The sequence below is a fragment of the Acinetobacter sp. UBA2063 genome (genome assembly GCF_002333245.1).
Lineage (GTDB): Bacteria > Pseudomonadota > Gammaproteobacteria > Pseudomonadales > Moraxellaceae > Acinetobacter > Acinetobacter parvus.
This window is the reverse complement of the sequence record NZ_DDAH01000026.1, coordinates 1-14,061: the sequence shown is the minus strand read 5'-3', so window position 1 is coordinate 14,061 and position 14,061 is coordinate 1. Positions and strand designations below refer to the sequence as shown.

General features: G+C 37.6%; 13 protein-coding genes and 1 pseudogene. 12 read left to right on the top strand and 2 right to left on the bottom strand.

The window, feature by feature from the left end; all coding sequences use genetic code 11:
• Positions 1-215: GNAT family N-acetyltransferase (locus tag B4H32_RS01305; protein ID WP_286799381.1), on the top strand; the 215-nt coding region annotated here is incomplete at its 5' end.
• A 44-nt stretch (positions 216-259) separates the two neighbouring features.
• On the opposite strand, the gene B4H32_RS01300 is transcribed toward B4H32_RS01305, so the two are convergent.
• Both B4H32_RS01300 and B4H32_RS01295 read right to left on the bottom strand, forming a co-directional pair.
• Positions 260-1,051 carry a DUF4145 domain-containing protein gene (locus B4H32_RS01300; RefSeq protein WP_004777564.1) on the bottom strand — a complete coding sequence of 264 codons (792 nt, stop codon included), beginning with the start codon at positions 1,049-1,051 and terminating at the stop codon, positions 260-262.
• Between the two features lie 155 nt (positions 1,052-1,206).
• Positions 1,207-2,646 (bottom strand): PLP-dependent aminotransferase family protein, encoded by a 1,440-nt coding sequence (locus B4H32_RS01295; protein ID WP_004777565.1) that lies wholly within the window; start codon positions 2,644-2,646, stop codon positions 1,207-1,209.
• A 105-nt stretch (positions 2,647-2,751) separates the two neighbouring features.
• Between B4H32_RS01295 and B4H32_RS01290 the strand changes: the two genes are divergently transcribed.
• From B4H32_RS01290 to B4H32_RS01240, 11 genes and pseudogenes are all read left to right on the top strand, one after another.
• Complete coding sequence (locus B4H32_RS01290; RefSeq protein WP_004777566.1) at positions 2,752-3,534, top strand: aldolase; 783 nt, start codon at positions 2,752-2,754, stop codon at positions 3,532-3,534.
• Between the two features lie 5 nt (positions 3,535-3,539).
• The gene (locus tag B4H32_RS01285; RefSeq protein WP_004777569.1) at positions 3,540-4,424 is read left to right on the top strand and encodes a dihydrodipicolinate synthase family protein; all 885 of its coding nucleotides are present in this window, start codon (positions 3,540-3,542) and stop codon (positions 4,422-4,424) included.
• 82 nt (positions 4,425-4,506) lie between these two features.
• Positions 4,507-4,961, top strand: a pseudogene (locus B4H32_RS01280) (hypothetical protein).
• Between the two features lie 98 nt (positions 4,962-5,059).
• The gene (locus B4H32_RS01275; protein WP_004777572.1) at positions 5,060-5,800 is read left to right on the top strand and encodes a YggS family pyridoxal phosphate-dependent enzyme; all 741 of its coding nucleotides are present in this window, start codon (positions 5,060-5,062) and stop codon (positions 5,798-5,800) included.
• A 3-nt stretch (positions 5,801-5,803) separates the two neighbouring features.
• The gene (locus B4H32_RS01270) at positions 5,804-6,064 is read left to right on the top strand and encodes a hypothetical protein (protein WP_004777573.1); all 261 of its coding nucleotides are present in this window, start codon (positions 5,804-5,806) and stop codon (positions 6,062-6,064) included.
• Complete coding sequence (locus B4H32_RS01265; protein ID WP_286799378.1) at positions 6,061-7,248, top strand: aspartate aminotransferase family protein; 1,188 nt, start codon at positions 6,061-6,063, stop codon at positions 7,246-7,248. Before B4H32_RS01270 ends, B4H32_RS01265 begins: the two co-directional genes overlap by 4 nt.
• The gene (locus tag B4H32_RS01260) at positions 7,245-7,943 is read left to right on the top strand and encodes a glutamine amidotransferase (RefSeq protein WP_004777575.1); all 699 of its coding nucleotides are present in this window, start codon (positions 7,245-7,247) and stop codon (positions 7,941-7,943) included. The genes B4H32_RS01265 and B4H32_RS01260 overlap by 4 nt, the downstream gene beginning before the upstream one ends.
• Before the next feature lie 21 nt (positions 7,944-7,964).
• Positions 7,965-9,272, top strand: a complete 1,308-nt coding sequence (locus B4H32_RS01255; protein WP_004777577.1) for an aminotransferase class I/II-fold pyridoxal phosphate-dependent enzyme — start codon at positions 7,965-7,967, stop codon at positions 9,270-9,272.
• Positions 9,273-9,376: 104 nt separating this feature from the next.
• Positions 9,377-10,969 (top strand): Tn7-like element transposition protein TnsE, encoded by a 1,593-nt coding sequence (locus B4H32_RS01250; RefSeq protein ID WP_004777578.1) that lies wholly within the window; start codon positions 9,377-9,379, stop codon positions 10,967-10,969.
• A 104-nt stretch (positions 10,970-11,073) separates the two neighbouring features.
• Complete coding sequence (locus B4H32_RS01245) at positions 11,074-13,182, top strand: helicase HerA domain-containing protein (RefSeq protein ID WP_004777579.1); 2,109 nt, start codon at positions 11,074-11,076, stop codon at positions 13,180-13,182.
• A gap of 8 nt (positions 13,183-13,190) precedes the next feature.
• Positions 13,191-14,061, top strand: an 871-nt coding sequence (locus B4H32_RS01240) for a DNA double-strand break repair nuclease NurA (RefSeq protein ID WP_286799375.1), incomplete at its 3' end; no start/stop codon positions are given.

Sequence of the window (14,061 nt, the reverse complement as noted above, 5' to 3'; positions counted from 1 at the left end):
ATTATTGTTACTTAGAAGACTTATATGTATCACCCGATACTCGTGGTCAGCGTATTGGTAAACGCCTGATTAAATATGTACAAAAACAAGCGATTGCCCAAAAATGTGACCGTTTGTATTGGCACACACAAGAAACCAATCATACCGCCCAGAAACTTTATAACTGGGTTGCTGAAAAACCAGGAATTATTGAATATCGTATGCCTTTGGAATAAGAAAATAGGAGTCCACCATTTAATAGAGTGGACTCCTTTTCTGATTATTTTTTGACAGGACCTTTTCTTTTCCTAATAGCTTTAGCTAGTTTATTAATTTCAGCTTTAGATTGATATAATTCATTCAATAAATGGCTCATCAATTCATAAGCATCAAAAACATCATCTATTGTTATTTCAGAATTACCATGACTGCCAGCATTACCTAACCATTTAATAGCATATAAAATATCTTCAAGATCACCTAAATTTGCATTTTTATTTTTAGCTTTAGCAATTCTAGCATCTAAAGATAAACGATGAAGTTTATTATTTTTCCTTGAATTTCTAGCTACTCCAAACTCGGTCAAAAGATTTTCAATAGCTGCTCTAACTTTATTTGCAGCAGAACCAGAAGATTGTAATGTTAAAGAAAAAGCTTCAATCAATGGTTCTTTAACACTATTAGGACATTTTTCAGGAATATTAAAAAAATTAATAGGAGGTATGAAAGTTTTTGGTGAATAATAACAATAATACTGTTGTTCCAGCTCTCCATGTTCGTTAGGTTCAGCTTCCCAATCAACAAAACCAGTACCTGAACATATTACATGCTCACCACAAGCACCATTGCTACAAATAAATACTGCTGTAAAAACTGATGATAACCAATCGAAATCCCAATCTTCTTCACTTTCTTGAATTTTTCTTGAGAGTGCTGTATCAAAAGCATAAAATTTTGTGTTATCAAGTTTTAAGCTTAATCCCTTACAAGTTGGACAAGGCAGAATAACATTATCAGTCTGTTTAAAAGGTTTTTTAAAAAGTTGTCTATCCATAATAATTTTTTCAGTCATTCTGAAGTCACATAACTTAAATTTATATTAAATGACATATTCTTAATTGCACGAATACGTCACACTAGAAGTATATATAAGTGTGATATTTGATTTTTCAAGGACAATTTATCATCAAGTACATACAGATAGTCTTTATGCACAAAAACCATCGCCTATCTCTCCAAAAGAGCCTGATACAACATCTGAACAATGTGGGCTATTTCTTCTTCACTTAAAGCAGCAAAACCAAAGCGGATATGGAAATAATTTGATATATTGTGAAGTACTGAACCAAATTGATATTCAGAATCAATATATAACTGTTTAAGAGCTTCTGCAAATTCTACCTGATAAGGCAGATTAAATTTCACCCATAATGCCATGCCTCCCGCAGGTGTAGCAATCTCAACTTTATCCTCAAAAATCTGCTGAAATATCATCACAGCAAAATCTCGACGACTTTGATAAATCTTCCGCATCTTTCGGGTATGTCGTTTGATTTCACCTTGTTGCATCAACTCGGCAATCGCCAATTCAGTAATCGCATTGCCCTGTTTATCAATCAACAAAATATCCTGTTTCATGGCTTGGATAATATTTAGATCAGCCACTACATAACCCACTCTTAAACTTGGGGCAAAAACCTTAGACAGTGAACCAACATGAATGACTTTATCGGCAGATGGCAAGCTGATTAGAGGTGGAATAGGACGACTGTCATAATGAAATTCATGGTCATAATCATCTTCAATAATATAGAAATCAAAGGTTTTGGACAGTTCCAGAAGTTTTAATCGTCTATCCATCGACATGGAAACAGTGGTCGGATATTGGTGATGTGGCGTGGTATATACTGCTGCAACTGCATGATTTTCCAATATTCTGACTAGGTGATCAGTATTCAAACCCTGTTGGTCTAATCGAACCTGAATAATTTGAAAATGATTGGATAAAAACGTTTCTACTGCTGGCGGATAAGACCATTGTTCCACCACAATGACCTGACGTTGCCGTTGTTGTTTGGCAAGTACACGAGCCGCAAGAAATATCCCCATTTGGCTACCACGAACCACGCAGATATGCTCTAGAGTAGTTTGAATAAAGCGTTCCATTGACAGCATATTCAATAAGGCTTGACGTAACTCAAGACATCCTTGTGGATCACCATAACCCATATTTTGCTGCCGAGTCACCTTAATCAGGGCATGACGATAGGCACGGGAAAATAGCTCGTAGGGAATCAGCCTGGTATCAGGAACACCATCATTCTTAATGGCTTCCTGTGAGTTGTATGATTCGGTATGAGGTTGAACAGATGTCATCATGGCAGATAGTGAATCAAGTTTGAGATCGGGCAAATGTTCAGAAACAAAAGTCCCTTGTCTTGGTTTTGATACTAGCCACCCTTGTGCTTCTAAGTCTTCATACACCGATTGTACAGTTTTTCGGTTAATCCCCAGTTCATCTGCTAAGGTACGTGAACCCTGTAAACGTGTACCTTGCCTTAATCGACCAGACAAAATTTCCTGAATAATTTGATTTGCCAGTTTAAGAAAAATGGTTTTTTCTTTACGTTCAGCAAGATGTAGTCGCATTTTCCACGGTTGTTGCATGATTTACTGGACCATATAAGTTTTAATAACTGGATATTTTAAACCCTCCACAGATTTCTTATTCTGCCCATGTCGCAATGACAAATCAACCGAATAGGAGATCTTATGGAAACTGCACTACTTGATAAGCAACAGCTGATGCAAAATGCCCAACAGAGTATGCAACAGCTTTTTCAGGATGAAGGCTACACCGATCAACAAAAACTTGCTTTAACGTGTCGCATCTTATTTGAGCATGGTCATGATTCTGGACTTGCTGGGCAAATTACTAGCCGTACCGAAAAAGGCAATACCTTTATTACCCAACGTTTCGGTTTAGGTTTTGATGAGATTACCGCAGCTAATCTAATGGAAGTTGACCAAGACCTTAAACCTTTAAATGGTGAGGGCATGGCAAATCCTGCCAATCGTTTTCACACCTGGATCTATAAAGAACATCCTGAAGTGAATTGTATTATTCATACCCACCCGACGCATATCGCTGCCCTGTCGATGCTGCGTGTTCCCTTGATTGTGTCACACATGGACACTTGTGCCTTATATGAAGATTGTTCTTTTGTCAGTGACTGGCCAGGTGTACCTGTTGGTAATGAAGAAGGGCTTTTTATCTCGGCAGCACTAGGTCAAAAACGTGCAGTTCTACTCTCGCATCATGGTCAGTTGGTGGCAGGAAAAACCATTGAGGAAGCCTGTAATTTAGCCATTCTAATTGAACGTGCAGCACGTTTACAGCTTTTGGCAATGGCAGCAGGACAAGTTCAGCAGATTCCACACGAACTTGCCAAAGAAGCTCACGACTGGCTTTCAACCGATAAACGTAATAAGGTCAATTTTGCCTATTATGCTCGTAAAGCTTTGAAAAATCATTCAGATTGCATTGAGGGATAATCACGATGAAATTAGAAGGCATCATTGCTTATCCAATAACTCCCTTTAAAGCTGAGAGCCAGGAAGTTGATTTTGACGCCCTGACCATTACCCTAAATGCACTACTAGAACATCAATGTGATGCGATTGCACCTTTAGGCAGTGCTGGTGAAAGTGCTTATCTGTCTTGGCAGGAATGGCAACAGGTTGCCGAAAAAAGTATTGAAGTGGTCAATCATCGTGTGCCTGTAATTTTAGGGATTTCCGAACTCACCACTACAATGGCAATTCAGAAAGCCGAAAAGGCAGAAGAATTGGGTGCAGATGTGATCATGGTCATGCCGATTTCTTACTGGAAACTGACAGATCAAGAAATTTATGATTATTATCAGCAAATCGCAGCAGCTACTAAACTGCCAATGATGGTCTATAACAACCCTGCCACCAGTGGCGTAGATATGTCACCAGAATTGATTGCCAAGATGTTCCAAGAGATTGAAAACATTTGTATGGTCAAGGATAGTACAGGTGATATTCAGCGTATGCACAAATTCCATGAACTTACGCAAGGAAAATTACCATTTTATAATGGTTGCAATCCTCTGGCACTGGAAGCATTCTGTGCTGGTGCGAGCGGTTGGTGTACTGTTGCTCCAAATCTGTTGGGTAAATTGCCAAATCAACTGTATCAGGCAGCGAAAAATGGGGATTTAACTCAAGCACAAACACTGTTTTACAAGCAACTTCCATTGTTACGTTTCATCGTACAAGGTGGTTTGCCAAAAACGATTAAAGCAGGTTTAAATGAATTAGGCTTTAATGTGGGTGATCCAAGGAAGCCGTTACAGAAAGCCAATCCATCTGAGGTGAATCAATTGAAGTCATTAATGAAAATGGCAATGGCAACTTAAACTGAGACAATATACTGCTACCTATTCAAAATTTTTCCTTGTCTGGGTAGTAGTGATTCAAATTCATTTTTCAGGGAATGAGATGTATATTTTAACTATTGCAACACAATGGGCGATTGTATTTAGTGGCATTTTCTTATGGGTGGGGATGCTGACTGGGGTTTGGAAATACTACCAGATTCGCCATACCGAACGAGCCAGAGCACACTACTATGTCGATATTGCCCATCGCAGTAGCTTACTGTATGCAGCCGCAAGTTTGATATTAGCCGTATTTAGCCATTTTACTGTGTTATCTCATCTGGTTGCCTTGCTTTGTGTACTGGCAAATTTGTTCTTTTTACCTTTGCCATTTTGTCTTACATTCTGCATGGGCTGCTTCAAGACACGACCAATCAGTTTAAACAGCCTCATCAACTTGGACGCTGCTCACTTCCCAACTGGATGATGACCTTTGCAATGGTCAGTTTAATTGTTGCAGAACTCGGGGCAACCACCATTTTATTACTGGGAACGATTTTTAAATTCCTGAATTAAGAATCTGTCTTTTTCCTGATGAATGTACAAAAGACTTGCTCTTTCTTTTAAATTCCAATATTGTCCTATGACAATATATTTATGTCATAGGTTTATATATGAACCAATATAGTACACCTAATAGCCTTGCTGAATTACAACAAAATATTGAAGAAATTCAGCAACAGGTTGATGCCATCTGTCAAATGATAGGACGCAATCCAGCAGAAGTTCGCTTATTGCCTGTGACCAAAACATTGCCTGCTGAACGAGTTGAACAAGCCTATCAATTGGGTTTTCGCTGCTTTGGTGAAAATAAGGTACTAGAAGCCAAAGGCAAATATGAAGCTCTACAGCATTTACAGATTCACTGGATTTTAATTGGGCATCTGCAAACTAATAAAGTGAAGTATGTAGCGAAGTTTATTGATGAATTTCATGCCTTAGACAGTATCAAACTGGCAGAAAAACTAAATCATCGACTGGCAGTGGCTCAACGAATACTTCCTGTATTTATTCAGGTGAATACCTCAAATGAACAGAGTAAATTCGGGGTCAAACCAGCACAGGCTTTGGCACTGATTGAACAATGTCAGCAATTCCCACAATTAAAAATCATTGGCTTAATGACCCTTGCCATTCATAGCCAGGACCCTGTTGAGGTCAGACGTTGTTTTCAAACCTTACGTTTATTACGGGATGAGATTCAAAAAACTTATCCCGACATCCAGCGTTTATCGATGGGTATGTCAGGTGATTTTGAAATTGCCATTGAAGAAGGTGCGACCGATATTCGGGTCGGACAGGCGATTTTTGGGGCAAGGGATTTGCCCGATAACTATTACTGGTCGGAGCAATAAACGATGAGCCAAAGTTATCAACTCACCATCTATCAGCACGGCAAGCTCATGGGCAATTTTCAGACTAGTTCTTTGCAACCTTTACAGGACATCAAAACCTTAATGGGTTATTTGCAACCACATGATGAGTTAAGTTTTGAACTTTATCAGGTTATTGAAGATACAAGATTTTTAATGCAAAAAGATGGTGCAATGCAAATCTTGGGTAGCAAAAATCTTTATCAGCCTTGTTCTATGGATATTTTGAAAGAGCAAACCACATGAGTTATTTAATGCCGATTTATCAACCTCTGGCAATCGAGTTCCAGCGTGGCGAGGGTTGTTATTTGTGGGACATAGAGGATAAATGTTATTTCGATGCCATTTCAGGCGTTGGTGTGACATTACTGGGACATGCTCATCCAGCGATTCATGCAGAAATCGTGGCACAATCACAAACCTTTTTGCATCTTTCCAACCTGTTTAAGCATGGCTGGAATGAACGTCTGGCAGAAAAACTGGCAGAGATTACAGGCTTAACACAGGCATTCTTCTGTAACTCGGGGACAGAAGCTAATGAGGCTGCGATTAAGATCGCTCGTGCCTATGGTCATCAACGAGGTATACAACGACCTAAAATTATTGTGATGCAGAATGCCTTTCATGGTCGAACACTTGGAGCGTTATCTGCAACAGCAAAACCAGCATATCGAGAAGCATTTGGGCCGTTATTGGAGGGTTTTGAGTTTGTGCCTTTTCATGATTTGGCAGCGATTGAGCAGTATCAGCATGATCCAGACGTGGTTGCTGTCTTACTTGAGCCAATTCAAGGTGAAGCAGGGATTAATATTGCCTCACCCCTTTATTTGAGACAGTTAAGAAAATTATGCGAACAACAACAGTGGTTGCTGATCCTAGATGAAATCCAGTGTGGACTTGGACGTACAGGCACATGGTTTTTCTATCAACAAGCTGGAATCTGTCCTGACATTTTAACCATTGCCAAAGGCTTAGCGAATGGTGTTCCAATTGGGGCATGTTTAACACATGAAAAATTAGGACATTTACTACAATCAGGTTTACATGGTTCAACCTTTGGAGGTAATCCATTGGCATGTCGGGTTGCATATACCGTTCTGGATTTACTGGATAAACAATATTTAGCAACCATTGCTGATAAGGGCTATAAGCTACTGGATTTATTACAGTCCAGATTAACAGGACTAAAAAATATTCAATCCGTGCGTGGTGCAGGTTTAATGATTGGGATTGAACTAATTCATCCTGTTGCCAATATTCCTCAACTGGCAAGTGAAAAATTTGGGGTACTACTCAATGTGACACAAGGCAAAGTCATTCGCTTATTACCACCCCTCATTATGACTGATGCCCAAGTTGAATATTTAGCCCAACAAATTGCACTGTTATTAAAAGAGTTAAGTCAGAATTATGTGGAGTCACAGCCATGAAAATCATTTATGCAATTCAAAGTTTGGCATTTGAGGACTTGGGAAATTTTGCTCCAGTCCTCAAAGATTTAGGCTATCAAATTCAATATTTACAGCTTGGTGTTGATGTACTGGATGAGGCATTGGCATCGAAACAACCTGTCATTGTATTAGGCGGTCCTATTGGCGTATATGAAACTGAAACTTATCCCTACTTAACAGATTTTATTGCAGCACTGACTCAACGTTTAAAAAAGAATTATCCAACTTTAGGCATTTGTCTGGGGGCACAATTGATTGCCACTGCGTTGGGTGCAGAGGTCTACAAGGGACATGTCAAGGAAATTGGCTGGAGTCGTTTAGTCCTCAATAATCAGGGCTTAGCCTCACCATTAAGACATCTGGAAAATGTGCATGTGCTGCATTGGCATGGCGATACATTTGATATTCCTGAATCTGCAAAGCGTTTAGCAGGTTCAATGTATTACCCAAATCAGGCATTTTCTGTAGGTTTAAATATTCTGGCACTACAGTTCCATGCCGAAGTTGATCCACATACTTTTGAACGCTGGCTGATTGGACATACTGCTGAATTAAATCAGGCACAGGTTGATATTTTAACCTTACGCCAAGAGAATACATACTATGGCAACCTATTACAGGAAAAAGCCAGCCTGCTACTTCGTGACTGGCTCAGCAATTTAATCCCTGTATAACCCCCTGAGATAGAACTTTTTATGAACATTACAGGCAATACCGCTCAAGATATTCAGGATAATATCCGTACACTGATTAAAGAGGGAGAGCTTCAAGAGGGCGACTTTTTACCGAGTGTACGGGAACTGGCTGAACAGCTCGGTGTTAATCGTAATACAGTTGCGGCTGCCTATAAGAATCTAGTTGCGATGGGGATTGTGATCTCCAGAGGACGTTTAGGGACACAGGTTAAATCCTATCAATCTTCACGTCTATTAGAAGGCTTTCAACCCCTATTACAAGGAACTGTTGATTTAGCACATGGCAATCCAAAACGTGAATTGTTGCCTTCTCTCAAGCACATTAATTTAACTCATTTTAACTGCGCACTCTATGGGGAAAATATTTACCATCCTGAACTATTAAAAATCACGCAGGAAAAAATATTTGCCGATATTCCACAGAACTTTAGTATTGAATTTACTTATGGTGCGGTAGATGCCATCGAAAGGATTCTAGCTGCCTACTTGGTTTCATCAGATATGATTGCGGTAGAACAGCCTGGCTTTATCACCAGTATTTCTGCCATTGAACAACAACAGTTTAAAATGTATCCCTTTACAGTCAGTGAGCATGGCTTTGATCTCAATGAATTGCTACAAGCCTTACAGGCAAATGTGCAAGCAGTGATTATTACGCCACGCTCGCAGAATCCGACAGGTTATAGTCTGGACACAGTACAGGCTGAAAAAATTTATAAAATTCTTGAAGACTATCCACATGTATTGGTCATTGTCGATGATCATTTCTCATTATTAGCTCAGGCTCAATACCAGCATATTATTCCGCCCTCAACGAAGCACTGGGCAGTCATTCGTTCAGTATCGAAGTATTTATCTCCTGATTTCCGTTTTGCATTTGTATGTTGCGATTCTGAGACTTCAGAAAAACTACACCTCAAACTGAATGCTGGTTCAACATGGGTCAGTCATATTATTCAGGAAATGGTTTATCAACTATTCAGTTCAGAACAGTTCCCTGAAACGCTACAAACAGCTAAATCTTATTACCAACAGCAAAATCAGAAATTTGTTCAGTACTTACAAAAATTTAGCATTCCCTGTGCAACCCATTATGATGGGCTAAATGTCTGGTTATCGCTACCTTATGCAGATAAAACGACTCAAATTCTACGGCAACGAGGTTGGTTAGTTCGTTCAGGACAAGACTTTAGAGTAAATCAGGATATATCAGCAATCAGAGTCAGCACCTCAGACATGACAGAGACACAGATGCAGGAATTTTGTCAGCAGCTACGACAAATTTATGAGGTAGTGGTTAATTTATAAAAAGGTTTTTACTCTTAAAGAATCTAGCAATAGTGTTCTTGTAGGGCATAGATCCATTATTTCTGACAATGCAATTTAAGTAAATCAATAATAGGGACTGCAATATGATAAAGATTCGAAATTTTCCAGAGAATGCCCGAATTACCTTTCTTGGCTCTATTTTTAAGGATCATAAAAATAGTGAATGGAACATTCATATTGGTTTAGAAAATCATTATAACCATTTACCAGATTATGAAAAATATAGGGTAAAACATGCTCGTTTTTCCAATATGCCACTGTTAGCAAAAAATAGAAAATTTAATCAAACCAAAGAAATTTCCTCCTACAATGAATCTATCATCACCATTCAAATTGATGATTTTAATAATTGGAAAATCACAAGAAATAAATCAGGACAGTACATATTTAGCCACATTGTGAGCGACTTAAAAGGTACACACAAGGATATTCAAATCCATTTACCGCACATAGAACTGGCACGAGTCTTGTTTTTCCATAATGCTTATTTATCTAAGGCAGCTTTAGATCAAAGAAAGCTAACAACAGAATATTATATTGTCCCAGCAGAACATCAAACCATTATTCACGTTCATGAATTTTGTCGCTTTCCACCCAATCAGTATGATAGTGTCGGTATGCGTCGCCTACTGTCATGGATATTACTGGATACTGAGGCACGAGCGTCCTATGAAAGTATTTCCAAACATTTTTCGATTGAGCAAGTTAAAACTAAAACACAAACCTTTTGGAATTTCAATTTTGCACCGCCCCCATTAATAGGGGCTGAAATTACAATGAAAGTTTACTTCAGTGAAAAAAACCAACAACATTATGTGAATGAAATCATTGGGATCGCCAATTTACCAACTGATATTTCTAATGAAGTGATTTTTTGTAGTCCAAAATTTACCGTAAAAAATAGTTATGAAAAAACAGGTGGAAACTCTGGAGGACGTAACACCTCCAACGATGATCCAACTATTGATGATGAAAAAGAAGCGGATAGTGATCGGAAAATTACCAAGATTGAATCTCCAAAAGTTGCTATGTCCCTTGCCAGTCCTTATGAAACAAAAAAGGCGACACTTAAACGTTCAGGTAAAAAAAGTATACCAAATCAGAATGATGTTGAAATTTTACCCGATCATAGTGTGAATACAGGTGAAGCCACGATTTTTGGTGAAATTGGCCGTGGAGAATTTGAGAATGCCCATGATGAGAGTGATGACCTTGCATTTTTCATGAAAAGATTTGAAGCATTCAAAGTCATGGTTGAACAATTTGCATCACAACATCGTATTCAGCCCATCATTCATGTAAATAAGCTGCCTGAGGTCAATCGTTCCAAGCTACATAGAACTCATGATGGTAATCCAAGGTGTATTATTGAAGTCCAGCTTAGCTTTCAAGGCAAAAAATTTGTCATTTTGGAAATAGATACCAGTGATAATGTAAAGCCTCTTTCTACACTGATTCTCAAAATCTCAGATACAGACACATGGAACTCACATTTTCCAACTTTTCGGAAGCAAATCGTTAAACGCTCTTTACGTTGGCCAACCGCTAAATCTTTACAAGACATAGGGATAAGGAAAACCTTTAATCATCCACGAAATCTAGTTGAAATGGCTGAGTCTGATGAAGAGTTTAAGAATTGGGGGAGACGGTTTGGGGATATTTTGATGAATTTATAATTATTTTTATCAATGTGTTACAAATAGATCAAAAATAGATTTTAGTGCTATCTAACATCTAGATATAATTCTTTGATAAAAGAATATGAAAATGGTTTAAATTTATGAATATAGAGCAAGGACTTATCTCAAGACTAAAGGATGATAAAAAAGCTGATGCTCAACAATGGTTTCAAAGGCTCATACAACCTAATGAGTACGTTGGAGATTTATACTCGATTAACTACGAAACTGCACGAGTAATTATTCATGACTTTTATCGTGCAAAGGTTGGAGGAATTCCAAGCCTAAGTTTTTTAATTGCATCTCGAGTAGACCCTAATAGTTCAAATATTGATTTCAAAACAGAAGACGCCTCATTCATTTTATTAAGGGTCATGGATGCTGCTTCATTACCACAAGATAAAGAAGCAGAAAGAATAAGAGTGGAAACTGCTCAACGTATCAGTGGTGAAACTGAAAAACATTGGGATCATGCTAGTGCAATGGATGCAAGAACAAAGAATTTACTTGGATTCGCTGGCGTTCAATGTCGAATCATTGGAACATTTTTTCTTGAAGCAAGTGGACACCAAGAAAATGCTCCCCTTAACTTGAAATTCGGAAGTGACATTTCTAACTATTATCCAAATCGTGGTTTAAAAGTTTACAAACCTAACGGGGATGCTCTAAACAGTATTGTCAATTATATTGATCCATCAAATATTCTAGAGTTAAAGAATCGCTATGGAAATGTAGCAAAAGATGCCAAAGTACAAATTGGACATGTTCGATATGCTTCTACCAATAGAAAGTATCAAAATATAGATGATGTACCCGTTTATATTCACCCAATGGACCTGCTGAATCAAAAAACGGCTCTCTTTGGTATGACAAGAACAGGGAAATCAAATACAACAAAAATTATTGCCAAATCTGTTTTCGAATTAAGAAAGTTACGAGATAAGGAAAATAAAGATATTAGAATTGGTCAAATCATTTTTGACCCAAATGGTGAATATGCAAATGAAAATGTGCAAGACAATAATTCAGCATTAAAAAATGTTTGGCAACTTCTTCCAGATGGAATAAAAGCAAATGAAGTTATTACTTATGGTATTACAAAGCACCCAAATGATCCTGACCGAACTTTAATGCTTCTAAATTTCTTTGAAACAGAGAATCTTCAGACTGGCAAAGAAATTATTGACAGTATTCTTTTCGAAGATAGCACAACGTACATAAAAAACTTTTGCCAAGTAAGTTTTGAACCTCCTGCCGCTAATGATAGAAGTGCTTTAACAAGACATAATCGCAGAGTTTTAGCATACAAAGCTATGTTAGCAAGAGCAGGCTTTACCATTCCACAAAACCAAAGACCAGTTACAACAGGCCTTTTCAATCAACAGTTAAGAGATGCCTTACAAAATAGTACAGGTGACAATGCAGCAGAGTATCAGTCAGCAGCACAAATTTTTGGGAATTCAGCCCCAACTTGGGGACAACTTGCGAATGCTTTTGAAACTCTTGATAAGTTTATGCGTGATAGTAAAAGTGGTTATCAAGCATTTGAAACAGCTTATGTTAATCGTGCAAACAGTTCAGGAGACAGATGGGCAGATGAAGATTTGAAAAAAATCATAGGTATTTTCCAATACCCAAATGGAACAAGAAAAATCGGAAAAGCAGCAGAACAACATAGTGCAGATACAACAAGCGACTACGCAGAAGATATTTACAATCATTTAGTACAAGGTAAATTAGTCATCATTGACCAATCAAGCGGTGAACCTGAATTAAATAAATCTTCTGCTAAAAGAATTATGACGAGAATTTTTAAGGATAATCAGCGTAAATTTATTCACGGAAAAACTGATATTCCTGAGATTCTAGTTTATTTAGAAGAAGCTCACAATATTTTACCTGCGGGTAATGATCTAGATTTAACAGATGTATGGGTAAGAACAGCAAAAGAGGGATCCAAATATCGTATTGGAATGGTATATGCAACTCAAGAAGTTAGTAGTATTCAAAAAAATATTTTGAAGAATACTGCTAACTGGTTTATTAGCCATTTGAATAATACTGATGAGACTAAAGAACTCTGTAAATATTATGATTTTATAGATTTTGAACCATCTATTAGAAGAGCACAAGATAAAGGCTTTCTGAGAGTGAAAACTTTGAGTAATCTTTTTGTAATACCTGTTCAAGTAAATAAATTTGAGGTTTAAGGAAGAAAATGGGATTTGAAGGCGAATTCGCAAGTTATGATCCATTAAGAAGACTACTTGATAGTGAAAAAGTCAAATTACTTCAAGAGCGTTTAAAAATAAGACAGCAACAAAAAAGTGGAGAAGAATGCGGAATTTCAATTATCAGAAAATCTGAATTAATTGAAAGCTCTTTACAACCTGACCTTATTTTAGCGATTGATGGAAGTTATCAAGTACATAAAGTTCAAAATGGTTTCCCAGGTGCCGAATTTGGATATGTAACTATTGCTTCAGTATTAATTGATTTGGTCCAAGTTAGTGAACTGGAAAAACAAGACTTTATTGAACCCAAAAAATTTCGAGAAACAGAAAAAGCCTCAACCCTTGAAAGTGTATTCCCTGGGTATAATGTTATTTTAGATTCTGAGAAAGATGCCAAAGCATCCTTTCGTAAAGCCTTATTTGAAGAGTTAAAAAGTAATATTGTTTTTTCTGAGGGAGAGACATTACTTGATACATATGAGCATTTATTTCGAATAAAAAGAGAACAGTTTAAAGAAAAGAATTTACCCAAAAGTCCAATTGAAGACATAAGTGAAGAAATGACCTATGGTTATGGGGAATACACTTGTCCTCATAGTGGTGAAACCCTTTTTTCAACAGATGCACTACGTTTACATGAACTAATGAATCCTGGAGGTAGTAATGGTGAGCTGTTTGGTCAAACTATGGCAACATTGGAAATGCTATGGCTTATTCATATTCTAAGAGCATTTGAAAAAAAGAATTGGTTAGCTACATTACGTAGAGTTGCTTTTATTATGGATGGTCCATTAGCGGTTTTTAGTACTTCTGCTTGGTTAACAAAAGTTATTAACCATGAGCTAATCAGAATAA